Here is a 23,779-nt window from a genome sequence, read left to right as displayed (position 1 = left end):
TCCTGTATTAGTCAAACTCCAGTTCCACCTGCTCCGAACCAATGAGGCCACGGAGATCGTTCAGTAAACGATCGCTCGGAGAGACACGCCACGTTGCACCAAAGCGCAACCGCGCACGTGCATCCGCCCTCTGATAGTAGAGATGTACTGGAATGGTCCCCGAGCGGTGGGGTTCCAGAGACTGACGGAGTCGGTTTAAAAGCTGGTCATCAATTTGCCTGTCCGTCAGCGAGATAGCAAGCCCGCGAGCATATTTTTCCCGGGCTTCGTCAATGTCCATCACTTCGCGGGCGGTCATTTTAAGCCCCCCGCTGAAGTCATCAAAGCTGACCTGTCCGCTGACGATAAGTATGCGGTCTTTTTCCAGCAATTGCTGGTATTTATCCAGCGCGTCGGTGAACAACATCACCTCCAGACGCCCGGAACGGTCATCCAGGGTACAGATGCCGATACGATTGCCGCGCTTGGTGACCATTACCCTTGCAGCAATCACGAGCCCCGCAGCCGTGGTGATTTTACCACGTTCTGTCGGATGCATGTCTTTAAGCCTGTGGCCGCCGACATAGCGCTCAATTTCTTTCAGATACTGGTTGATCGGGTGCCCCGTCAGGTACAGGCCTAACGTTTCCCGCTCCCCATCCAGCACCACCTGTTCTGGCCAGGGCTGGCAGTTGGAATAAGACTGCTCAATCTGCTCTGGCTCTTCCGCCAGCACGCCGAACATATCTGCCTGGCCAATGGCTTCCGCTTTCGCGTGCTGATCGGCTGCTTTCAGCGCATCGCCGAGCGAGTTCATCAGCGCGGCGCGGTGTGGCCCCAGCCGATCAAACGCGCCGGACATGATCAGTTTTTCCAGCACCCGGCGGTTCAGTTTTTTGGTATCGGTGCGGGCGCACAGATCGAACAGCTCGCGGAAATAGCCGCCGTTGTTACGCGCTTCGATGATCGCCTCGATCGGCCCCTCACCTACGCCCTTGATCGCGCCGATCCCATAGACGATTTCCCCGTCATCGTTAACGTGGAAATGGTACAGGCCAGAGTTAATATCCGGCGGCAGGATCTTCAGCCCCATGCGCCAGCACTCGTCCACCAGGCCAACCACCTTCTCGGTGTTGTCCATATCGGCGGTCATTACCGCCGCCATAAACTCAGCGGGATAGTGAGCCTTCAGCCACAGCGTTTGATACGAAACCAAAGCATAGGCGGCGGAGTGGGATTTGTTAAATCCGTACCCGGCGAATTTCTCCACCAGGTCGAAGATTTTCATCGCCAGTTCGCCATCGACGCCGTTTTTCTTCGCCCCATCCTCAAAGATGGAACGTTGCTTGGCCATCTCTTCCGGCTTTTTCTTACCCATCGCACGACGCAGCATGTCTGCGCCGCCAAGGGTATAACCAGAAAGCACCTGGGCGATCTGCATGACCTGTTCCTGATACAGGATGATGCCATAGGTTGGCTCCAGTACCGGTTTCAGGCTTTCATGCTGCCACTGCACGTCCGGGTAGGAAATCTCTTCGCGCCCGTGTTTACGGTCGATAAAGTTATCTACCATCCCCGACTGCAACGGCCCCGGACGGAACAGGGCCACCAGCGCGATCATATCTTCGAAGCAGTCTGGTTGCAGACGCTTAATCAAATCTTTCATGCCGCGGGATTCAAGCTGGAAGACGGCTGTCGTCTCCGAGCGTTGCAGCATGTCGAAACTTTTCTTGTCATCAAGCGGGATAGCCGCGATATCCAGCGGCGGTTCGCCGTTCTTCTCGCGACGGGCGTTGATCATCTCCAGCGCCCAGTTGATGATGGTCAGCGTACGCAGGCCGAGGAAGTCAAACTTCACCAGCCCGGCGTATTCCACGTCGTTCTTGTCGAACTGGGTGACCGGATGCTGGCCCGCTTCGTCGCAGTACAGCGGCGCAAAGTCGGTGATTTTGGTCGGGGCGATAACCACCCCCCCCGCATGCTTACCGGCGTTACGCGTGACGCCTTCCAGCTTGCGCGCCATGTCGATCAGCGCTTTCACCTCTTCGTCGGCTTCGTAGATTTCCGGCAGCTGGGGTTCAGCTTCAAAGGCTTTCGCCAGGGTCATGCCCGGATCGGGCGGCACCAGCTTAGAGATTCGATCGACAAAACCGTACGGGTGGCCCAGAACGCGGCCCACGTCGCGGATAACCGCTTTCGCGGCCATCGTACCGAAGGTAATAATCTGCGAAACCGCATCACGACCGTACATATCGGCCACGTGCTCAATCACCTGGTCGCGTTTTTCCATGCAGAAGTCGACGTCAAAGTCGGGCATGGAGACACGTTCCGGGTTGAGGAAACGTTCGAACAGCAGGTCGAATTCCAGCGGATCGAGGTCAGTGATTTTCAGGGCATACGCCACCAGCGAGCCGGCACCAGAACCACGGCCCGGACCTACCGGCACGCCGTTATCCTTCGACCACTGGATGAACTCCATCACGATCAGGAAGTAGCCTGGGAACCCCATCTGGTTGATCACCTGGAGTTCAATATCCAGGCGTTCGTCATATTCAGGACGTTTCTCTTTACGGACCGCTTCATCCGGGAAGAGGAATTCCAGACGCTCTTCCAGACCCTCTTTCGATTTCATGACCAGGAAATCTTCGGTGGTCATGTCTCCCGTCGGGAACTGCGGCAGGAAGTATTCGCCGAGACGCACGGTGACGTTACAGCGCTTGGCAATCTCTACGCTGTTTTCCAGCGCTTCCGGGATGTCCGAGAAGAGCTCACACATCTCCTCTTCGCTGCGCATGTACTGCTGCGATGAGTAGTTGCGCGGACGTTTCGGATCGTCGAGGGTGAAGCCGTCGTGGATGGCGACGCGAATTTCATGCGCGTCAAAATCACCCGCCTCAAGGAAGCGCACATCGTTGGTGGCCACCACAGGCAGGCCACGCGCTTCCGCCAGGGCGACGGCCGCATGCAGGTAGCTCTCTTCATCCGCACGCCCGGTACGGATCAGCTCCAGGTAATAACGATCCGGGAAATACTCTTCGTAGAACGAGACGCACTGATCCACCAGCGCGTTGTTACCGCGCAGCAGACATTTGCCGACATCCCCCATACGGCCACCGGAGATCAGCAGCAGACCTTCGTTCAGCTCCGCCAGCCAGTCGCGGTCAATCCATGGACCCAGTGCGCCGTAACCGCGTTGGTAGGCTTTTGAGATCAGCAGAGTGAGGTTCTGATAACCCGTGTTATTCATAGCTAACACGGAAATCTGCGTCATCTCATCGCCGAGCAGCTCGCTCTGCACATGAAAATCCGCGCCGACGATGGGCTTTAATCCTGCGCCATGCGCCGTTCCGTAGAACTTTACCAGGCCACACAGGTTGGTAAAATCGGTGATCGCCAGCGCAGGCATGCCAAGCGAGGCCGCCTTTTTTACCAGCGGCCCGGTCTTTGCCAGCCCATCGATCATGGAGTAGTCGCTATGCACCCGCAGGTGTACGAAACGTGGTTCAGCCATCTTCAGATCCCGCGTTACTTAATTGCTTGCGTCTTGATTCAGGACACCAGTCCCAGCGCGCGTTTCACCGGGCCAAAGCTGCGCCGATGATGTTCAGTTGCGCCATGTTCAGCCAGCTTTTCCAGATGGAAAGCCGTTGGATATCCCTTGTGCTGGGCGAAACCATACGCGGGATAAGTGAGGTCCAGCGCGGCCATTTCGGCATCGCGCGTCACTTTGGCAATGATTGACGCCGCACTGATTTCTGCGACGCGGCTATCGCCTTTAACAACAGCCATGGAAGGCATCGGCAGCGCCGGGCAACGGTTACCGTCGATCAGCACATACTCAGGCACAATCTTCAGGCCAGCAACGGCACGCTGCATCGCCATCATGGTGGCGTGCAGAATGTTCAGATCATCGATCTCATCCGGCTCTGCGCGCCCGAGACTCCAGGCCAGCGCCTTTTCTTTAATTTCATCGAACAGCGCCAGGCGACGCTTTTCACTCAGTTTTTTCGAGTCGTTCAGGCCAACGATCGGGCGGGCTGGATCGAGGATCACCGCCGCGGTCACAACGGCACCCACTAACGGGCCACGACCGACTTCATCCACACCGGCAACGAGGTGGGTATGGGGATAAATAAATTCCATCATTGTGCTAACTCCAGCACCGCATCGGCCGCCTGCTCATCAGCATTACAGCGGATCAGTTGATGCAGTTCACGGAAGGTATCATGCATCTGGTGGCTGGTTTTACCGTTGGCCAGCAGCGGCAGTAATGCATCAGCCAGTGCCTGCGGCTGGCATTCATCCTGCAAGAGCTCTTTCACCAGTTCGCGACCCGCAAGCAGGTTTGGCAGGGATACGTAATCTGTTTTTACCAGACGTTTTGCCAGCCAGAAGGTAAACGGCTTCATGCGATAACCGACCACCATTGGGCATTTTGCCAGCATACACTCCAGAGCAGCCGTGCCGGAAGCCAGCAGTGCGGCATCACTCGCAAACATGGCTTGCCGCCCTTTTCCGTCCAGCAGGCGGACGTGAAGATCCGGGGCGACGTCGGCTTTGATACGCTCAAACTGCTCGCGGCGTTTGGCATTCACCAGCGGCACGACCACTTCAAGATCGGGATAAGTCTTGTGAAGAATTTGCGCCGTTTTCAGGAAATCGGCACTGAGCATTTCAACTTCCGCACCCCGGCTCCCTGGCAGCAGCGCCAGACAGTGCACATCATGCGGGATGCCCAGTTCGTCACGCGCCGCGTTTTTATCCGGATCCAGCGGCATGGCATCCGCCATGGTATGACCGATAAAACGGCACGGGACATTAAATCTGTCGTAAAACGCTTTTTCGAAAGGCAGAAAAGCCAGCACCAGATTAGTGGATCGTCCGATTTTGAAAACGCGTTTCTGTCGCCACGCCCACACGGACGGACTGACGTAATGGATAGTTTTGATCCCCTGCTTTTTCAGGTTCCCTTCAAGGGTAATATTGAAATCAGGCGCATCAATGCCGACAAATACATCGGGCTTAAGGTCGGTAAAGCGGCGGGTAAGGTCGGCGCGAATATGCAGCAGGCGACGCAAGCGCCCCAACACCTCGACGATGCCCATCACAGCCAGCTCTTCCATTTCATACCAGGCTTCACAGCCTTCGGCCTGCATCAGCGGCCCAGCCACGCCCACAAAGCGGGCATTGGGTACACGGGCTTTAAGCGCGCGGATAAGACCTGCACCAAGAATATCGCCGGAGGTTTCTCCGGCGACCAGGGCGATGGTAAGCGGACGACTGTCGACCATTAACGAATCAGACCACGGGTTGAACGTTCAAAGAATTCCATGAACGTTTTCACTTCAGGGTGCTTATTCGCCAGCTCGGCAATTTCCGGCTTAGCCTCTTCCAGCGTTTTACCGTTACGGTACAGCAGTTTGTACGCGTTGCGGATGGCAGTAATCGCTTCGCGACTAAAACCACGACGCTTGAGACCTTCGATGTTCACGCCAAACGGCGTGGCATGGTTGCCCTGCGCAATCACAAACGGTGGGACGTCCTGCGCCACACCGGAGCATCCGCCGACCATCACGTGTGCACCAATGATGCAGAACTGATGGACTGCGGTCATGCCGCCAATAATGGCGAAATCATCAACCGATACGTGTCCCGCCAGCGTTGCGTTGTTGGCGAGAATACAGCGGCTACCCACGGTACAGTCGTGCGCAATATGCGCATTAACCATAAACAGGTTGTCGCTGCCCACCTTCGTCAATCCACCGCCTTGCGTTGTACCACGATGAATGGTGACGCTTTCGCGAATGCGGTTACGATCGCCGATTTCCACGCGGGTCGGTTCGCCAGCATACTTGAGATCCTGGTTAACTTCGCCGATGGAGGCGAACTGATAGATCTCATTGTTGCAGCCAATGGTGGTATGACCATTCACGACAACGTGAGATTTCAGTACTGTACCCTCACCAATTTCGACATGGGGTCCAACAATACAAAACGGGCCAATGTGGACGTTGGCACCAATGATGGCACCCGTTTCCACAATGGCGGTAGGATGAATAAAGGCGGATTTATCAATCACGTATCAGGCCTCCCGGCTACGCGCACACATCATTGTCGCTTCGCAAACAACTTTGCCGTCAACCATAGCTACGCCTTTGAAGCGAGTCAGGCCGCGACGCGTTTTTTCAAAAGTGACTTCCATGATCATTTGATCACCAGGCACGACCGGACGCTTGAAGCGCGCTTCATCGATACCCGCGAAGTAATAGAGTTCACCCGGTTCCAGTTTACCTACGCTTTTAAACGCCAGAATACCGGTAGCCTGTGCCATCGCTTCCAGGATCAATACACCCGGGAAGATAGGCTTACCAGGGAAGTGCCCCTGGAAGAACGGCTCGTTAACGGAGACATTTTTCACTGCGCGCAGAAAACGACCTTCTTCAAAATCCAGCACACGGTCTACCAGTAAAAACGGATAGCGGTGCGGCAGAAGTTCTAAAATCTCTTCAATATGCAGAGTATGAGTGTCAGTAGTCAAAATACTCTTCCTGTCAAATGTACTAAGTAGCAATAATAACACGGCCTGCCGGTTTATAAACAAAGCCGACAGGCCGGGAAATTTAGCGTTAAACGGATGAACGCTTAGTCTTGTTGATCGATTTTGCGCTCAATCGCTTTGAGTCGCTTGCTCATATCATCAATATTCATCACCAGTGCAGCTGTTTTACGCCAGACCTTGTTCGGTTGCAGCGGAATACCTGAGGAATAAACGCCAGGCTCAGTGATTGGACGCATCACCATACCCATCCCCGTCACCGTGACTTTGTCGCATATTTCCATATGGCCATTGATCACGCTGGCACCGCCAATCATGCAGTAACGGCCAATTTTCAGGCTGCCTGCCATGATAACACCACCCGCAACTGCGGTATTGTCGCCAATCACAACGTTATGTGCAATCTGGCACTGGTTGTCTATGATAACACCGTTACCAATAATGGTGTCGTCAAGCGCACCGCGGTCGATAGTTGTGCAAGCGCCGATCTCCACACGATCGCCGATAATCACGCGACCCAGCTGAGGGATCTTAACCCAGTTACCCCGATCGTTGGCGTAACCAAATCCGTCAGAACCAATCACCGTGCTGGACTGAACGAGACAATTCTCGCCAATCTCAACCTCATGGTAGACAGAGACATTGGCCCACAGACGAGACCCTGCGCCAATTTTCGTATTTTTTCCAACAAAGCAGCCAGGGCCAATCACCACGTTATCACCCAAAACAACGCCGGATTCGATAACGGCGTTTGCGCCGACTGATACGTTGTTACCCAGCTGAGCCGTCGGATCAATCGCAGCACTGGCTGCAATGTTCTGTGCCGGCTGCGGCGTGGTATCAAGAATTTGGGCCATGCGCGCATAGGTCAGGTAGGGATTTTTCACTACCAGTGCAGCGCTAGTGGCAAACGGAAGATCGTCCTGCGTCAGCACAACGGCAGACGCCTGGCACTGGGCCAGGTGTTCACGGTACTTAGGGCTTACCATGAAGGTAATAGTGCCTGCTTTAGCAGATTGCATGGACGCAACAGCGGTGATGACGATATCGCCATCACCGTGTAATTCTGCATCCAACTGCTGAGCTAAATCAGCCAGTCGAATTGAAGGCATTACTTATTTAACCTGTTTCAGAACATCAGCGGTGATGTCTTTAACATCGCTGCTGTTGAATGCAACGGCGTTCGCATCAACAACCAGATCGATGCTCTGATCGGCTGCTACTGCTTTAACGGCAGACTGAATACGCGTCACCAGTTTGCCACGCTCTTCGTTAGAACGACGCTGACGATCCTGCTCGAAAGCCTGTGCTTTCTGAGAGAAGGTCTGGCGCTGAGACATGACGTCTTTTTCCAGTTTGCTGCGCTCGCTCGCTTTCATGGTAGAACCATCACGCTGAAGACGCTGCATCTTGGACTGAAGATCACCTTCCATACGTTGCAGTTCGCTCGCACGGCCTTTGAATTCGTTTTCCAGCGTTGCAGAAACACCGGTTTTCTGTGCAACCTGCTGGAACAAATTACCCATGTTGACGATTGCAATTTTATCCGCTGCCTGAGCAGAAGTTGCCATCGCTAAACCGAGACCTGCAGCTAATAACCACTTTTTCACAATTAACTCCTTACCATCCCATTGGCACCCGAGGGGTACCGTTCTTTGCGTGGCAAGGCGACCGTGTTACCGATCGCCGGTTGTCAGCGCTACACTGCCAACGCATTCCATTGCAGCGGATTATTACCAGGTTTTACCAATGTTAAACTGGAACTGCTCCGCTTTGTCTCCATCGTATTTCTTAAACGGCTGGGCGTAAGAGAAGACCAACGGCCCCAGCGGTGACATCCATTGTAATGCGATACCTGCGGACATGCGAATGTTGCTCGGATCGCTGTAGTCCGGAACCCCCGCCGCACGCATCTGTGCGGTGTTCTCCCAGTTGGTGTCCCACACCGTACCTGCATCCATAAAGAAGGAGGTACGCACGGAGTTCGCATACTTATCACTGATAAACGGCGTAGGCGTGATGAACTCGAGGCTCGCCACGGCCATAGCGTTACCACCTACTGCGTCATCAGAGCTACATACTTGCTTAGGATCACGGCTTGCGCAGTTATCTTCGTCATTACCGCCGTAATAAACCGCTTTCGGACCAATGTTATTGGACTGGAAGCCACGCACGGTGCTTGAACCACCGGCGTAGAAGTTTTCATAGAACGGCAGTTCTTTGCTTCCAATACCGTCACCATAACCCCAACGGGTACGACCCAGAACAACCCACTTGTGATCTTCATCAATTGGGAAGTAGGACGCTGTATCCAGCGTGACCTTGTAGAACTCGTTATCCGAGCCCGGGATAGTCACTTTACCGTTCAGGTTGACGCGTGAACCTTCCGTCGGGAAGTAGCCACGGTCAAGACGGTTGTAGGTCCAACCGTAGTTGAAGGTGAAGTCATCCGCGGCGAAACCGTTGTCATCGCTGGACGTACTCGCCGACTGACCGATGGAGTCCAGGTAACGCCACATCGCCACCTGCGGTTGCATGTTGGACAGGTCGTTATGCACGTACCCTAAACCTGCGCGCAAGGTGTTGTATTCGTTAACCGGGAAGCCAAGCGTACCATCCAGACCGTAACTCTTGTTGGTATACGAGGAGAGGTCCGCATCGTCCGCTTTAAAGTCGTTATAGAAGATACGACCGCCCAGGCTTACACCGTCAACGGTGAAGTATGGGTTGGTAACGGAGAACTCAGAGTAGGTCTGGTAGTCGTTTTTCGTCCCGTTGATACCGACAGAGTAGCCCGTACCCAGCCAGTTATCCTGCTGAACACCGACCTGGAAGCTCACGCCACTTTCAGTACCGTAACCAATACCGAAGTTGAAGCTACCGGTATTACGTTCTTTAACTTTATAAACAACATCAACCTGATCCGGACGACCCGGTACACGCTGCGTATCGGTATCAACCGTTTCGAAGTAGCCCAGACGGTTCAGACGCTCTTTACCCTGGTCTACCAGATCGCTTCCCAGCCATGCCCCTTCCATCTGGCGCATTTCACGGCGCAGAACGGAGTCTTTAGAGGTATCGTTACCTTCGAAGCGGATCTTACGCACGTAGTAGCGGTTGCCCGCATCAACGTTAACGTGCAGCTTAACGGTTTTATCCGTGTCGTTAATTTCCGGCTGCGTTTGCACACGCGGATACGCATAACCATAACGGCCGAGCAGCTTCTTAATGCTGTCTTCCATTTTGGTGACTTTAGATCCGCTGTACAGATCGCCCGGCTGAATTTTGGTCAGAGATTCAATTTCAGCTGAATGTCCTGCCAGGTTGCCGCTGACTTCAACACCCGAAAGCGTGTACTTATCGCCTTCTGTGATGTTAACGGTAATGTAGATACCTTTCTTGTCCGGAGTCAGACTCACCTGAGTTGAATCGATGTTGAAACGGGCGTAACCGCGATCCAGATAGTAACTGCGCAGGGTTTCAAGGTCACCCGCCAGTTTCTGTTTCTGGTATTTACGATCGCCCACCACGTTCCACCACGGCACTTCGTCACGCAGCTGGAAGTTGGAGATCAGTTCGTCGGTGCTGAACGCGTGGTTACCCACAATGTTGATCTGCTGGATCTTCGCAGAAACACCTTCCTGGAAGACCAGTTTCAGGTCAACACGGTTACGTGGCAGCGGTGTAACAACCGCTTTAACGCTCGCGCTGTATTTACCGACGCTGTAGTAGAAATCTTCCAGACCTTTTTCAATGTCTGCAAGGGTTGTGCGGTCCAGAGATTCCCCCACACGAACACCCGATGCCTCAAGGTTCTGCTTGAGCATGTCGTCTTTCACCGACTTGTTACCGGAGAAAGTGATGCTGGCAATCGTTGGACGTTCTTTTACCTGAACCACCAGCGTATCACCATCGCGCAGGACGCGGACGTCCTCAAAGTTGCCAGTGGCAAACAGAGCACGGATGGTGTTACTGATATCTTCATCATTAACCGTATCGCCGGGGCGCACAGGCATACTGAGGAGGGCCGCACCAACGGCGACACGCTGAAGGCCTTCGAAATGAATATCTTTCACTACGAACCCGTCAGCACCGTATACGGTCGCGCTGCTAAACAGCAGCGACGCTATGAGCAACTTTTTCATCGCCATCGTTATTATGCGTTCTTCCTAACTAACTCTCTTACAACCGAGAGAAATCATTGAAAAGTGCAAGCCCCATTAACAGCACCAGCAAAATCGAGCCAATGCGATAACTAAAGTCTTGAACTCGCTCGGATACCGGTCCGCCTTTTAGCTTTTCAATCGCTAAAAACAGCAGATGGCCCCCATCTAATACGGGAAGCGGGAACAGGTTGATTATCCCCAGGTTCACGCTAATCAGCGCAAGGAACATGAGATAGTAAATCACCCCGAACTCCGCTGACATCCCAGCCCCCTGAGCAATCGAAATTGGCCCACTGAGGTTGTTCAGTTTCACATCACCGGTTATCAATTTCCCCAACATGTTGACCGTAAGCTTCATCAGCTGCCATGTTTTATCCGTGGCCTCAACGATGGCGCTAAACGGCCCATACTGGCGTATTGTCTTGTACTCATCTGGCAGTGGGATCACTTTCGGCACAACGCCTGCAAACCCTTCCACCTTACCGCCGCCCGATTTGGTATCCGGGGTGAGAGTCAGTGAGAGCGAACTCCCCTGCCTTTCCACTTCCAGCGCGAGCGGCTTGCCTGGATTATCGCGCACCAGAGTAACAAAGGTCATCCATTGTGTTAATGGCTGACCATCGACTTTAACGATCCTGTCACCCGCTTGTAAACCTGCTTTACTCGCTGCCGATTTGGCCTGTACTTCGGCTAATACCGGCTCGATCTGCGCGCCGCGCGGTCGAATCCCGAGTGCGGCGACAGGGTCCTCTTTGTCTGGCTCAAAGCGCCAGTGGCGTAAATCCAGCACTTTTTCCTGCCGCTGGTCGGAACCAAATGGCGATACGCTGACGGTTGTCTGCTCATCACCAATTTTGGCAACCAGTTGTAACCTCACGGCATCCCAATCAGGGGTTTCGATACCATCAATCGCTTTAAGTTCCATTCCCGGTGTAATTTGCGCCGTTGCCGCAATAGAACCCGTAGTGATTTCGCCCACGACCGGGCGCACGCCAGGCACGCCGATGATAAACACCAGCCAGTAAGCGAAGATAGCGAAGATGAAATTGGCTACCGGGCCGGCAGCGATGATGGCAGCACGTTGTCCAACAGTTTTATTGTTAAACGCGCTATGGCGAAGTTCCGGGGCGACAGGCTCAACGCGTTCGTCGAGCATTTTGACATAGCCGCCCAGGGGAATCAGAGCAATGACAAACTCGGTGCCATGCTTATCGGTGCGCTTCCAGAGCGATTTGCCAAAGCCAATCGAGAATCGCTCCACCCGCACACCACAGCGCCGGGCAACCCAGAAATGGCCAAATTCATGCACGGTAATCAGTACACCCAGTGCAACAATGAACGCCGCCAGATTCCAGAGAATGCTCAGCATAAAACCTTCCGTTATATCGTCCCAAACACCAGTAAAAGCAGGCAAGCAAATACGGGAACAGCCGCGGTAAGGCTGTCAATGCGATCCAGTATTCCGCCATGTCCTGGAATCAGGTGACCACTGTCCTTAATCCCTGCTTCACGCTTAAACATACTCTCGGTTAAATCACCCAGCACCGATGCCAGCGCCGCGAAAATCGAACATACCAGCAGCGTCGAGGGGGCAACCTCAAGATTCGCCCAGACGCCATAGCCCCAGGAGATAATCGCTGCCGTAAACAGGCCGCCGATGAAGCCTTGCCAGGTTTTGCCCGGAGAAACCTTTGGCGCCAGTTTATGTTTGCCGAACAGTTTACCAAACATATAGGCCCCGGAGTCAGCCCCCCAGACGAGAATCATCACATAAAGCAGCCATATCGCGCCGCTGTAGTGGTTTTCGTCATAGTGCCAGGCGCGCAACGCAACCATCCCCCAGAAAAACGGAACAATCGTGAGCAGACCAAAAATAAGGCGCAACACTTTAGAGTTACGCCAGATCGCCGCAGAGCCCGGATAGAAAAGCACTAAAACAAGCGCAGCAATCCACCAGGCCAGCGATATCCATAAGGATCCGGCAACCAGCGGCTGGTGAACATCATGATGATATTCAGGCAAGGTATACAGCATCAGGGCCAGTAAAAAACCACAGAGTACCGCCAGCCATACCCGCTGAGTGCGCGAGGTAAAGCCGCTAAGCTGCCCCCATTCCCACGCGGCGAGCATACACACCACCAGCGTAACAATAGCGAATCCCACCGGAGGCAGTAAAAACAGCGCTGCGATGACGACGGGTATTAATACAAAAGCGGAAATCAGGCGATACTTCAGCAAAAGCTACCCCCATCAGGCGTTATCGCCACCAGGCTCGGTGCCGCCGAAACGACGCTCTCGATTGGCAAAGGCATGCAGCGCACCTTCAAAGTCTTGTTCATCAAAATCTGGCCAAAGAACATCCGTAAAGTAAAGTTCGGCGTAGGCAATTTGCCACAGCAAAAAGTTACTTATGCGATGTTCCCCCCCTGTCCTTATAACCAAATCCACGGGTGCCAGTTCATTCATGCAGATTTGCTGACTCAGCGCCTCTTCATCAATCTGGTCGGGTCTTAACAGCCCTTCCTGAACCTGCTCAGCCAAATGCCGAACCCCCTGGATAATATCCCAGCGTCCGCCGTAATTCGCCGCGATATTGAGCGTCAGGCCGGTATTATTTTCCGTCAGCGCTTCTGCTTTGCGAATCCGTTCCTGCAAACGTGAGTTAAAACGACTGGTTTCGCCAATAATACGCAAGCGGACGTTGTGGCGGTGCAGGCTTTTTACTTCACTATCGAGCGCCCACACGAACAGTTCCATCAACGCAGTCACTTCCTGCGCAGGTCGATTCCAGTTCTCACTGCTAAAAGCATAGAGCGTTAACGCATCAATGCCGTTATTGGCGGCAAAAGAGACGGCGCGGCGAACAGATTTCGCCCCAGCTTTATGCCCAAAGGCTCGTATCTTCCCTTGTCTTTTCGCCCAGCGGCCATTGCCATCCATGATGATTGCAACATGGCGACAGCCATGTGCTGGCAAGTTTTCGCTTATTGGTTGATTCGCAGACAACATAACGCGTTTTTAGTCCCTGAAAGGATTTAACGGTACACAGGAATACTGAAGCCTATACATAAAAAAGCCGTGTCAAACCACGGCTTACCTGACCACTTAAAGCCAAATACCTGCGATCAGGTGGCGCAGACTATATCACTGAAGCCCAACGCTAACAAATAGCACGACGACTAGTGCTTGCTTTATCACCAGCTTGCGAGACGTGTCACCTGTTTACGCGCAACAATGCGTGCCTGTTCATCCACGGCCAGCACCTCTTCCACGCTCTGCGGCTCACGCAAATCCATCATCTCCAGCACGGATAAATTCAACGCGGCGATGTCAGTAAAGCGGATCTGCTGATTCAGGAATGCTTCAACGGTCACTTCATTGGCTGCATTAAGCGCCGTTGTCGCCGCCTGCCCCTGATCGAAGGCCGTCATCGCCAGTTTCAGACAGGGATAACGGTCGTAATCAGGCTCGCTAAACGTCAGTGAACTCAGCTTACAAAAATCGAGAGGCTTAACGCCCGATTTTACGCGGTTTGGCCACGCCATCGTATGAGCAATAGGCGTACGCATATCCGGTTCGCCCAGCTGGGCCAGCACGCTGCCGTCCTGATAGCGCACCATCGAGTGAATCACCGACTGCGGGTGGATCAGCACTTCCATCTGTTTCGCCGACGCATTGAACAGCCAGCGAGCTTCAATGTATTCCAGACCTTTGTTCATCATGGTGGCTGAATCGACGGAGATCTTACGCCCCATTGACCAGTTCGGATGACGACACGCCTGATCCGGCGTCATTGCGCTCAATTCAGACAGTGGCGTTTCACGGAACGGGCCACCAGACCCGGTAAGCAGAATCGACACAACGCCATTCTGCTCCAGGTCAGCGTACCCCAGGTTTTGTTGAAAAGGTTGAGGTAAACTCTGAAAAATCGCGTTGTGTTCGCTATCGACCGGCAAAAGACGCGCCCCACGCTGTTTTACCGCTTCCATAAAGAGGCGTCCGCAGGTGACCAGCGACTCTTTGTTCGCAAGCAGGACATCTTTACCCGCATCAATAGCGGCAAGCGTCGGCAGAAGACCCGCCGCCCCGACGATTGCCGCCATGACCTGATCAACTTCATCAAGCGCGGCCATATCGCACGCCGCCTGTTGCCCGCTGAGTACCTCGGTACGGCAGCCCTTCTCCTGCAACAGCGCTTTCACCTGGCGGGCGCTCTCTTCGTCATCCATCACCGCAAAACGGGGGGTAAACTCCAGGCACTGTTCGACCATTCGCTGCACGTTTTTTCCGGCCACAAGCGCGGCCACGGTGTAGCTGTCAGGATTATGACGTACAACGTCGAGAGTGCTGCAACCGATAGAGCCGGTCGAGCCGAGGAGAGTGAGATGCTTCATGAGATGCCCAAAAGTTAGACCAGATAAAAGCAAAACGCCGCCAGCAAGACTCAATGTCCTTCTGAACGGCGTTTATCAGTGTACAGCGAAAATCAGAACTGCATCAGTTCCGCTTCTTTTTCTGCCAGCGCCGCATCAATTTTCTTGATGGCCGCGTCGGTCATTTTCTGAATGTCGTCCTGAGAACGACGATCGTCGTCTTCGCTGATCTCTTTTTCTTTCAGCAGGGCTTTCACTTTATCGTTCGCATCGCGACGCACGTTACGTACGGAAACACGACCCTGCTCAGCTTCACCACGAACTACTTTGATCAGGTCTTTACGACGCTCTTCCGTCAGCGGAGGCAGTGGAACGCGAATATCCGCGCCGGCTGAGCTTGGGTTCAGACCCAGGTCAGATGCCATGATCGCTTTTTCAACGGCCGGGCTCATTGAGCGGTCGAACACGTTGATTTTCAGGGTACGGGTATCTTCTACCGTCACGCTCGCCAGCTGACGCAGAGGCGTTGGCGTACCGTAATATTCTACGATGATGCCATCCAGCAGGCTTGGGGAAGCACGGCCAGTACGGATTTTGCTGATTTGGTTTTTGAACGCTTCTACGCATTTTTCCATGCGTACTTCAGCATCTTTTCTGATGTCGTTAATCACGTTACGGATCCTTGAAAACTTGTCTCAGGCAGACTATCCGCCAGCACAGCGCTACAGGTGTGCTAAGTATAGTCGCGTTTAATTCATGACAACGCCAAAGGCGCGCCCGGGTAAGATACCACGTCGAAATAAAGCGGAATCTTACCTGTATTTATCGCCGACGGAAATTATTCCGTGATCAAAGTGCCTTCTTTTTCGCCCATAACAACGCGACGCAGCGCGCCAGGCTTGTTCATATTGAAGACACGGATCGGTAGTTTGTGGTCACGAGCCAGCGTAAAGGCGGCAAGATCCATCACTTTCAGCTCTTTTTCCAGCACTTCGCTGTAGGTCAGCTGATCGTACATGGTCGCTGAAGGATCTTTTGCCGGGTCGGCAGTAAACACGCCATCTACTTTGGTCGCTTTCAGCACCACATCGGCTTCGATTTCGATACCGCGCAGACAGGCTGCGGAATCGGTGGTAAAGAACGGGTTACCCGTACCGGCGGAGAGGATCACCACGCGGTTGTTGCGCAGCAGGCTGATGGCCTCTGCCCAGCTGTAGTTATCGCATACGCCATTCAAAGGAATAGCGGACATCAGGCGAGCGTTCACATAGGCGCGATGAAGCGCATCACGCATCGCCAGGCCATTCATCACGGTTGCCAGCATACCCATGTGGTCGCCCACTACGCGGTTCATCCCCGCTTTCGCCAGACCAGCACCACGGAAAAGGTTGCCACCGCCAATGACCACGCCAACCTGAATACCCAGTTCGACCAGTTCTTTGATTTCCTGTGCCATGCGATCAAGGATGCTTGCGTCAATACCGAAGCCTTCCGATCCTTGCAGCGCTTCGCCACTCAGCTTAAGCAGAATGCGTTTGTACACGGGTTTTGCATTGGTAGCCATGTTTCTTTCCTGAGACTGTCAACGATTAAGATGGGGTTAATTCTGGCGACATGATATGTCGCAAATCAGCACAGCGATACTGGAGCCTGTCTGATTTCGTGAGACGGGTGACAAAAAGAAGCCGCCCTCAGGCGGCTCCTTTTCAATCATTAAGACTGCTTGGACATTGCAGCAACTTCTGCTGCGAAGTCAGTCTCAACTTTCTCGATGCCTTCGCCCACTTCGAAGCGGATGAAGCCAGTTACATCAGCGTTGTGCTCTTTCAGCAGCTGAGCAACAGACTTGCTTGGATCCATTACGAAAGGCTGGCCAGTCAGAGAAACTTCGCCGGTGAATTTCTTCATGCGGCCTTCAACCATTTTCTCTGCGATTTCTTTTGGCTTACCAGACTGCATCGCGATGTCCAGCTGAACCTGGTACTCTTTCTCTACCACTTCAGCAGACACGTCTTCTGGCTTAACGAATTCTGGTTTGCTTGCAGCGATGTGCATTGCCAGCTGTTTAACCAGCTCTTCGTCAGCGCCTTTAGCCGCAACCAGAACACCGATACGCGCGCCGTGCTGGTAAGAGCCCAGAACATCGCCTTCCAGGGAAGAAACGCGACGGATGTTGATGTTCTCACCGATTTTAGCAACCAGCGCTACACGCTCTTCTTCGAACTGTGCTTTCAGAACTTCAACGTCAGTGATTTTGCCTGCAACCGCTGCGTCCAGAACTTTGTTAGCAAATGCCTGGAAACCAGCATCTTTAGCAACGAAGTCAGTCTGGCAGTTAACTTCCAGAATGATGCCGTAGTTGCCGTCGATTTTGGTGATGATCACGCCGTCAGCAGCAACGTTGCCTGCTTTCTTAGCTGCTTTGATCGCACCGGATTTACGCATGTTTTCGATTGCCAGCTCGATGTCGCCGTTCGCTTCGGTCAGCGCTTTTTTGCAATCCATCATGCCTGCGCCAGTACGCTCACGCAGCTCTTTTACCAGGGATGCGGTAATTTCAGCCATTCTTAAATCCTCGGGAGATGTGAACTGCCCGGCCGGGAGCCAAACAGTATAAATTGAAAAAAGGGGCCGATAATGGGCCCCTATTCATACACGGTACTAATAAGGGGTAAAACCTTATTATTCAGCTTCTACGAAGCTTTCTTCCGCCTGAGAAGCCAGATCCTGGGAACGGCCTTCACGAACGGTAGCAGCTACAGCGCTCAGGTACAGGCTAACAGCACGGATTGCGTCGTCGTTACCCGGGATAACGAAGTCAACACCGTCCGGATCGGAGTTGGTATCAACGATAGCGAATACCGGGATACCCAGGTTGTTAGCTTCTTTGATTGCGATGTGCTCGTGGTCTGCATCGATTACGAACAGCGCGTCTGGCAGGCCGCCCATATCTTTGATACCGCCCAGGCTGTTTTCCAGCTTGTCCAGTTCACGAGTACGCATCAGCGCTTCTTTCTTAGTCAGCTTATCGAAAGTACCGTCCTGAGACTGGGTTTCCAGATCTTTCAGGCGCTTGATGGACTGACGAACAGTTTTCCAGTTGGTCAGCATGCCGCCCAACCAGCGATGGTTCACGAAGAACTGGTCGCAGCTGTTAGCAGCATCTTTCACAGCTTCGCTTGCAGCGCGCTTAGTACCAACGAACAGAATCTTACCTTTACGGGAAGAGATCTTGTTCAGCTCAGCCAGGGCTTCGTTGAACATTGGTACAGTCTTCTCAAGGTTGATGATGTGAACTTTGTTACGTGCGCCGAAGATGAAAGGCTTCATTTTCGGGTTCCAGTAACGGGTCTGGTGACCGAAGTGAACACCAGCCTTGAGCATGTCGCGCATGGAAACAGTTGCCATGTTTAAAACCTCTATATTGAAAGTTGGGGTTATGCCTCCACGTATCCCATATTACCGACCCCGAAGGGCACCCCGGAATATGTGCCGATACGTGTGTGTTGTTACACAAAGTGAGATTTGTCGCTCCCGTCCAGCCTGTGTATCTGAGATGGATCGGAAGTCCGGCGCGCTTTATATCACAAAACACGGCCAGAAACCAATAATTGTTGGCGGAGTGTGCTGTTAATGATTCTCAATTTGGCACGGGGTGCGCCTGACTGATACCATTGACAACACTTACACTAGTATTGTCGAAAAAATCGACACCGATGGACAGATTACATGGCTATCTCTATTAAGACACCTGAAGAAATTGAAAAGATGCGCGTCGCCGGTCGTCTGGCCGCGGACGTGCTGGAAATGATCGAGCCGTTTGTGAAACCGGGCGTCAGCACTGGCGAACTGGATCGCATCTGTAACGACTATATCGTCAACGAGCAGCACGCGGTCTCCGCCTGCCTTGGCTATCACGGTTTCCCGAAATCCGTCTGCATCTCTATTAATGAAGTGGTTTGCCACGGCATTCCGGATGACGAGAAGCTGCTGAAAGATGGCGACATCGTCAACATCGACGTGACCGTGATTAAAGACGAGTACCACGGCGACACTTCTAAGATGTTCATCGTTGGCAAGCCAACGATTCTGGGCGAGCGTCTGTGCAAAGTGACGCAAGAGAGCCTCTACCTGGCGCTGAAAATGGTGAAGCCGGGCATCCGCCTGCGCACCATCGGCGCCGCAATCCAGAAATTTGTGGAAGCGGAAGGTTTCTCCGTGGTGCGCGAATATTGCGGTCACGGTATTGGTCGTGTGTTCCATGAAGAACCGCAGGTTCTGCACTACGATGCAGACGACGGCGGCGTAGTGCTGCAAAAGGGCATGACCTTCACTATCGAACCAATGGTCAACGCGGGTGATTACCGCATCCGTACCATGAAAGATGGCTGGACGGTAAAAACCAAAGACAGAAGCTTGTCTGCCCAGTACGAGCATACTATTGTGGTTACAGACAACGGCTGCGAAATTATGACGTTGCGCAAGGATGACACCATCCCGGCGATACTGACGAACATTGAGTGATAAGAAGCCGGCGAATGCCGGCTTTTTTAATGGCGATAGCTTTTTCTTATGGGTGGCGCACGATGAGTAATCTCTTACCCGAACAGTATGCTAACACAGCACTTCCCACCCTCCCCGACCAGCCTGATAACCCGGGCGTCTGGCCACCGCATGAGCTGACCTGCGCGCATATCAAAGCCCACATGGAAGTTTTCCATCGCTGGCTGGGTAGCGCATTTGACGCAGGCGTTTCGGCCGAGCAGCTCATTGAAGCGCGCACCGAATTTATCGACCAGCTCCTGCAACGTCTGTGGATCGACTACGGTTTCGGCCAGGTGAGCGACGTCGCGCTGGTTGCGGTCGGCGGCTATGGCCGGGGTGAACTGCATCCGCTCTCTGATATCGACCTGCTGATCTTAAGCCGTAAAAAACTGCCGGACGATCGGGCGCAGAAAATCGGTGAACTGTTGACCCTGCTTTGGGACGTAAAGCTGGAAGTGGGCCACAGCGTACGCACGCTGGAAGAGTGTCTGCTGGAAGGGTTATCTGACCTGACCGTCGCCACCAACCTGATTGAAACCCGCCTGCTGATTGGCGACGTTGCGCTGTTCCTCGAACTGCAAAAGCACATCTTTAGCGACGGCTTCTGGCCTTCGGAAAAATTCTTCGCCGCGAAAGTCGAAGAACAAAACCAGCGCCACCAGCGTTATCACGGTACCAGCTATAATCTCGAACCGGATATTAAAAGCAGCCCCGGTGGCCTGCGCGATATCCACACGCTGCAATGGGTCGCCCGTCGACATTTTGGAGCAACATCACTGGACGAAATGGTCGGGTTTGGTTTTCTGACCGAAGCCGAACGTAACGAACTCAATGAGTGTCTGCATCTGCTGTGGCGCATCCGTTTTGCCCTGCACCTGGAAGTCACCCGCTACGATAACCGCCTGCTGTTTGACCGACAGCTCAGCGTGGCGCAGCGCCTGAATTACCAGGGCGAGGGCAACGAGCCGGTCGAGCAAATGATGAAGGATTTCTTCCGCGTCACCCGCCGCGTCTCTGAGCTAAACCAGATGCTGTTACAGCTGTTCGATGAGGCGATCCTCGCGCTGACGGCAGACGAAAAACCGCGTCCGATTGATGACGAATTTCAGCTGCGCGGCACGCTTATCGATCTGCGCGACGAAACGCTGTTCATCCGCGAACCGGAAGCGATCCTGCGAATGTTCTACACCATGGTGCGCAACAGCACGATCACCGGGATCTACTCCACCACCCTGCGTCATCTGCGCCATGCACGACGCCATCTGAAGCAGCCGCTGTGTTACATCCCGGAGGCGCGCTCGCTGTTCCTGAGCATGCTTCGTCATCCGGGCGCCGTCAGCCGCGGTCTGCTGCCGATGCACCGTCACAGCGTATTGTGGGCCTATATGCCCCAGTGGTCGCATATTGTCGGGCAGATGCAGTTCGACCTGTTTCACGCCTATACGGTAGATGAGCACACGATCCGCGTCATGCTGAAGCTGGAAAGCTTCGCTAAAGAAGAGACGCGATCCCGCCATCCGCTGTGCGTTGATCTGTGGCCACGTCTGGCGCACCCGGAGCTGATCCTGATCGCCGCCCTGTTCCATGATATCGCCAAAGGTCGCGGCGGCGACCACTCCGTGCTCGGTGCCCAGGACGTGCTGAAATTTGCCGAGCTGCACGGCCTGAACTCGCGTGAAACGCAGCTTATCGCCTGGCTGGTTCGCCATCATCTGCTGATGTCAGTTACCGCTCAGCGTCGTGATATTCAGGATCCGGAAGTGATCAAGCAGTTCGCCGAGGAAGTGCAAACGGAGAACCGCCTGCGCTACCTGGTCTGCCTGACGGTAGCCGATATCTGCGCCACCAACGAAACCCTGTGGAACAGCTGGAAGCAGAGCCTGCTGCGCGAACTCTACTTCGCCACCGAAAAACAGTTGCGTCGCGGGATGCAGAACCCCCCCGACATGCGCGAGCGTGTGCGCCACCATCAGTTGCAGGCGCTGGCCCTGCTGCGCATGGATAACATCAACGAAGAGGCACTGCATCAGATTTGGGCGCGCTGTCGCGCCAACTACTTTGTGCGCCACAGCCCAAACCAGCTTGCCTGGCACGCCCGGCATCTGCTGAAGCACGACCTGACAAAACCGATGATTCTGCTCAGCCCGCAGGCCACGCGCGGCGGGACGGAAATTTTCATCTGGAGCCCGGACCGGCCTTATTTGTTTGCAGCGGTCTGTGCCGAGCTGGACAGGCGTAACCTGAGCGTTCACGACGCGCAGATTTTTACCACCCGCGACGGCATGGCGATGGACACCTTTATTGTGCTGGAGCCGGACGGCAGCCCGCTGTCGTCGGACAGGCATGAGGGGATACGCTTTGGCCTCGAGCAGGCGATTACGCAGCGCAGCTGGCAACCTCCGCAGCCGCGTCGTCAGGCGGCAAAACTGCGCCACTTTACCGTCGATACCGAGGTCAATTTCCTGCCGACCCATACCGACCGTAAATCGTTCCTTGAGCTGATTGCGCTCGACCAGCCAGGGCTGCTCGCCCGCGTCGGTCAGGTTTTTGCCGATCTGGGAATTTCGCTTCACGGCGCCCGAATTACAACCATTGGCGAACGAGTAGAAGATTTATTTATAATCGCGACGGCCGACCGGCGTGCCCTTAATAATGACCTGCAACTTGAAGTGCAACAACGGTTGACAGCAGCCCTCAATCCAAACGATAAAGGGTGACGTGTTTTTTAGTGAAATGGAAAGAGTAAACAATGCAGCAGTTACAGAACGTTATTGAGTCCGCTTTTGAGCGTCGCGCCGACATCACTCCGGCAAATGTGGATACCGTGACCCGTGAAGCGGTAAACCAGGTTATTTCCCTGCTGGATTCCGGCGCGCTGCGCGTGGCAGAAAAAATCGACGGTCAGTGGGTTACTCATCAATGGCTGAAGAAAGCTGTGCTGCTCTCTTTCCGCATCAACGATAACCAGGTTATCGACGGAGCAGAAAGCCGCTACTTCGATAAAGTACCAATGAAATTTGCGGATTACGACGAAGCGCGCTTCCAGAAAGAGGGCTTCCGCGTAGTACCACCGGCGGCCGTTCGTCAGGGTGCCTTCATCGCACGCAACACCGTGCTGATGCCATCCTACGTGAACATCGGCGCCTACGTTGACGAAGGCACCATGGTGGACACCTGGGCTACCGTCGGCTCCTGCGCGCAGATCGGTAAAAACGTTCACCTGTCCGGCGGTGTGGGCATCGGTGGCGTTCTTGAGCCACTTCAGGCTAACCCAACCATCATCGAAGACAACTGCTTCATCGGCGCACGTTCCGAAGTGGTTGAAGGCGTGATCGTCGAAGAAGGTTCTGTGATCTCCATGGGCGTTTATATTGGCCAGAGCACCCGTATTTACGATCGCGAAACCGGTGAAATTCACTACGGCCGCGTTCCAGCTGGTTCCGTTGTGGTTTCCGGCAACCTGCCGTCTAAAGATGGCAAATACAGCCTGTATTGCGCGGTCATCGTGAAAAAAGTGGACGCGAAAACGCGCGGTAAAGTGGGCATCAATGAACTGCTGCGCACCATCGATTAATCGGGTATAACAAAAAGCGGGGGCAACCCCGCTTTTTTTATATCCGAAGGTGGCGAAAATAGATTTTTTCGTTAATTATTCATAGGTTATGTTGAGATCAAGGGTACCGCTATGTACGATAATCTGAAAAGTCTGGGCATTACCAATCCTGATGAAATTGATCGTTATAGTCTCCGCCAGGAAGCCAATAACGATATTTTGAAAATCTATTTTCACAAGGACAAAGGAGAGTTCTTCGCCAAAAGCGTGAAGTTTAAATACCCTCGCCAGCGTAAGACCGTTGTCGCTGACGGTATCGGTCAGGGATATAAAGAAGTACAGGAAATCAGCCCTAACCTGCGCTACGTGATCGACGAACTCGATCAAATCTGCCAGCGCGATCGCAGCGAAGTCGATCTGAAACGTAAGATCCTTGACGACCTCCGTCACCTGGAAAGCGTAGTCACCAATAAGATCAGCGAGATTGAAGCGGATCTTGAGAAATTGACGCGTAACAAATGAGCCGTTTTATTGCCCGGTGGCGCTTCGCTTACCGGGCCTACGAACACATGTAGGCCGGGTAAGGCGAAGCCGCCGCCCGGCAAAC

At 53.7% G+C, this 23,779-nt stretch carries 20 protein-coding genes; 4 read left to right on the top strand and 16 right to left on the bottom strand.

Annotated features, from left to right (window positions below):
- Positions 1-7: 7 nt before the first annotated feature.
- The 16 genes from dnaE to rpsB all read right to left on the bottom strand — a co-directional run bounded on the left by dnaE (position 8) and on the right by rpsB (position 18,482).
- The gene (gene dnaE / locus AC4OVU_RS04760) at positions 8-3,490 is read right to left on the bottom strand and encodes a DNA polymerase III subunit alpha (RefSeq protein ID WP_017383737.1); all 3,483 of its coding nucleotides are present in this window, start codon (positions 3,488-3,490) and stop codon (positions 8-10) included.
- 38 nt (positions 3,491-3,528) lie between these two features.
- Positions 3,529-4,125, bottom strand: coding sequence for a ribonuclease HII (gene rnhB, locus AC4OVU_RS04755; RefSeq protein ID WP_047726223.1), 597 nt, complete (start codon positions 4,123-4,125; stop codon positions 3,529-3,531).
- Positions 4,122-5,270 carry a lipid-A-disaccharide synthase gene (gene lpxB, locus AC4OVU_RS04750; protein WP_110292745.1) on the bottom strand — a complete coding sequence of 383 codons (1,149 nt, stop codon included), beginning with the start codon at positions 5,268-5,270 and terminating at the stop codon, positions 4,122-4,124. Before lpxB ends, rnhB begins: the two co-directional genes overlap by 4 nt.
- Positions 5,270-6,058: an acyl-ACP--UDP-N-acetylglucosamine O-acyltransferase gene (lpxA, locus tag AC4OVU_RS04745; protein WP_491928631.1), complete on the bottom strand. Its 789-nt coding sequence runs from the start codon at positions 6,056-6,058 to the stop codon at positions 5,270-5,272. The genes lpxB and lpxA overlap by 1 nt, the downstream gene beginning before the upstream one ends.
- 3 nt (positions 6,059-6,061) lie before the next feature.
- A complete protein-coding gene (fabZ, locus tag AC4OVU_RS04740) occupies positions 6,062-6,517 on the bottom strand; it encodes a 3-hydroxyacyl-ACP dehydratase FabZ (protein ID WP_003856165.1) in 456 nt (151 codons plus the stop codon).
- Positions 6,518-6,621: 104 nt separating this feature from the next.
- A complete protein-coding gene (gene lpxD, locus AC4OVU_RS04735; RefSeq protein ID WP_015572726.1) occupies positions 6,622-7,647 on the bottom strand; it encodes a UDP-3-O-(3-hydroxymyristoyl)glucosamine N-acyltransferase in 1,026 nt (341 codons plus the stop codon).
- Positions 7,648-7,650: 3 nt separating this feature from the next.
- Positions 7,651-8,145 (bottom strand): molecular chaperone Skp, encoded by a 495-nt coding sequence (gene skp / locus AC4OVU_RS04730; RefSeq protein ID WP_006810039.1) that lies wholly within the window; start codon positions 8,143-8,145, stop codon positions 7,651-7,653.
- 123 nt (positions 8,146-8,268) lie between these two features.
- Entirely contained in the window at positions 8,269-10,686 is a 2,418-nt protein-coding gene (bamA, locus tag AC4OVU_RS04725; protein ID WP_110292744.1) for an outer membrane protein assembly factor BamA, read from the bottom strand.
- Between the two features lie 31 nt (positions 10,687-10,717).
- A complete protein-coding gene (gene rseP, locus AC4OVU_RS04720) occupies positions 10,718-12,070 on the bottom strand; it encodes a sigma E protease regulator RseP (RefSeq protein ID WP_058700299.1) in 1,353 nt (450 codons plus the stop codon).
- 11 nt (positions 12,071-12,081) lie between these two features.
- On the bottom strand, positions 12,082-12,939 hold the full coding sequence (cdsA, locus tag AC4OVU_RS04715) for a phosphatidate cytidylyltransferase (RefSeq protein ID WP_003856175.1): 858 nt from the start codon (positions 12,937-12,939) through the stop codon (positions 12,082-12,084).
- Between the two features lie 12 nt (positions 12,940-12,951).
- Positions 12,952-13,710 (bottom strand): (2E,6E)-farnesyl-diphosphate-specific ditrans,polycis-undecaprenyl-diphosphate synthase, encoded by a 759-nt coding sequence (gene ispU / locus AC4OVU_RS04710; protein ID WP_003856176.1) that lies wholly within the window; start codon positions 13,708-13,710, stop codon positions 12,952-12,954.
- Positions 13,711-13,895: 185 nt separating this feature from the next.
- Positions 13,896-15,095 (bottom strand): 1-deoxy-D-xylulose-5-phosphate reductoisomerase, encoded by a 1,200-nt coding sequence (gene ispC / locus AC4OVU_RS04705; protein WP_023315432.1) that lies wholly within the window; start codon positions 15,093-15,095, stop codon positions 13,896-13,898.
- A 92-nt stretch (positions 15,096-15,187) separates the two neighbouring features.
- Positions 15,188-15,745, bottom strand: coding sequence for a ribosome recycling factor (frr, locus tag AC4OVU_RS04700; protein WP_017383739.1), 558 nt, complete (start codon positions 15,743-15,745; stop codon positions 15,188-15,190).
- Positions 15,746-15,912: 167 nt separating this feature from the next.
- Entirely contained in the window at positions 15,913-16,638 is a 726-nt protein-coding gene (gene pyrH / locus AC4OVU_RS04695) for a UMP kinase (protein ID WP_002889306.1), read from the bottom strand.
- 149 nt (positions 16,639-16,787) lie between these two features.
- On the bottom strand, positions 16,788-17,639 hold the full coding sequence (gene tsf / locus AC4OVU_RS04690) for a translation elongation factor Ts (RefSeq protein ID WP_015572722.1): 852 nt from the start codon (positions 17,637-17,639) through the stop codon (positions 16,788-16,790).
- A 117-nt stretch (positions 17,640-17,756) separates the two neighbouring features.
- Positions 17,757-18,482, bottom strand: a complete 726-nt coding sequence (rpsB, locus tag AC4OVU_RS04685) for a 30S ribosomal protein S2 (protein ID WP_003856207.1) — start codon at positions 18,480-18,482, stop codon at positions 17,757-17,759.
- 321 nt (positions 18,483-18,803) lie between these two features.
- Between rpsB and map the strand changes: the two genes are divergently transcribed.
- The 4 genes from map to AC4OVU_RS04665 all read left to right on the top strand — a co-directional run bounded on the left by map (position 18,804) and on the right by AC4OVU_RS04665 (position 23,694).
- Positions 18,804-19,598: a type I methionyl aminopeptidase gene (gene map / locus AC4OVU_RS04680; RefSeq protein ID WP_015572721.1), complete on the top strand. Its 795-nt coding sequence runs from the start codon at positions 18,804-18,806 to the stop codon at positions 19,596-19,598.
- Between the two features lie 62 nt (positions 19,599-19,660).
- Entirely contained in the window at positions 19,661-22,336 is a 2,676-nt protein-coding gene (gene glnD / locus AC4OVU_RS04675; protein WP_110292748.1) for a bifunctional uridylyltransferase/uridylyl-removing protein GlnD, read from the top strand.
- A gap of 32 nt (positions 22,337-22,368) precedes the next feature.
- On the top strand, positions 22,369-23,193 hold the full coding sequence (gene dapD / locus AC4OVU_RS04670) for a 2,3,4,5-tetrahydropyridine-2,6-dicarboxylate N-succinyltransferase (protein WP_003856214.1): 825 nt from the start codon (positions 22,369-22,371) through the stop codon (positions 23,191-23,193).
- Between the two features lie 111 nt (positions 23,194-23,304).
- On the top strand, positions 23,305-23,694 hold the full coding sequence (locus AC4OVU_RS04665) for a DUF3461 family protein (protein WP_015572719.1): 390 nt from the start codon (positions 23,305-23,307) through the stop codon (positions 23,692-23,694).
- Positions 23,695-23,779: the final 85 nt, after the last annotated feature.

The sequence above is a fragment of the Enterobacter sp. 6722112 genome (assembly GCF_058661685.1).
The sequence above is the reverse complement of the archived record's forward strand: the minus strand, read 5'-3'. Positions and strand labels throughout refer to the sequence as shown.

Coding starts and splice junctions, on each gene's coding strand:
- ispC (WP_023315432.1), bottom strand. CDS start 15,095: ATGAAGCATCTCACTCTCCTCGGCTCGACCGGCTCTATCGGTTGCAGC.
- glnD (WP_110292748.1), top strand. CDS start 19,661: ATGAGTAATCTCTTACCCGAACAGTATGCTAACACAGCACTTCCCACC.
- rpsB (WP_003856207.1), bottom strand. CDS start 18,482: ATGGCAACTGTTTCCATGCGCGACATGCTCAAGGCTGGTGTTCACTTC.
- bamA (WP_110292744.1), bottom strand. CDS start 10,686: ATGGCGATGAAAAAGTTGCTCATAGCGTCGCTGCTGTTTAGCAGCGCG.
- map (WP_015572721.1), top strand. CDS start 18,804: ATGGCTATCTCTATTAAGACACCTGAAGAAATTGAAAAGATGCGCGTC.
- lpxB (WP_110292745.1), bottom strand. CDS start 5,270: ATGGTCGACAGTCGTCCGCTTACCATCGCCCTGGTCGCCGGAGAAACC.
- rseP (WP_058700299.1), bottom strand. CDS start 12,070: ATGCTGAGCATTCTCTGGAATCTGGCGGCGTTCATTGTTGCACTGGGT.
- AC4OVU_RS04665 (WP_015572719.1), top strand. CDS start 23,305: ATGTACGATAATCTGAAAAGTCTGGGCATTACCAATCCTGATGAAATT.
- lpxD (WP_015572726.1), bottom strand. CDS start 7,647: ATGCCTTCAATTCGACTGGCTGATTTAGCTCAGCAGTTGGATGCAGAA.
- pyrH (WP_002889306.1), bottom strand. CDS start 16,638: ATGGCTACCAATGCAAAACCCGTGTACAAACGCATTCTGCTTAAGCTG.
- ispU (WP_003856176.1), bottom strand. CDS start 13,710: ATGTTGTCTGCGAATCAACCAATAAGCGAAAACTTGCCAGCACATGGC.
- rnhB (WP_047726223.1), bottom strand. CDS start 4,125: ATGATGGAATTTATTTATCCCCATACCCACCTCGTTGCCGGTGTGGAT.
- tsf (WP_015572722.1), bottom strand. CDS start 17,639: ATGGCTGAAATTACCGCATCCCTGGTAAAAGAGCTGCGTGAGCGTACT.
- dnaE (WP_017383737.1), bottom strand. CDS start 3,490: ATGGCTGAACCACGTTTCGTACACCTGCGGGTGCATAGCGACTACTCC.
- dapD (WP_003856214.1), top strand. CDS start 22,369: ATGCAGCAGTTACAGAACGTTATTGAGTCCGCTTTTGAGCGTCGCGCC.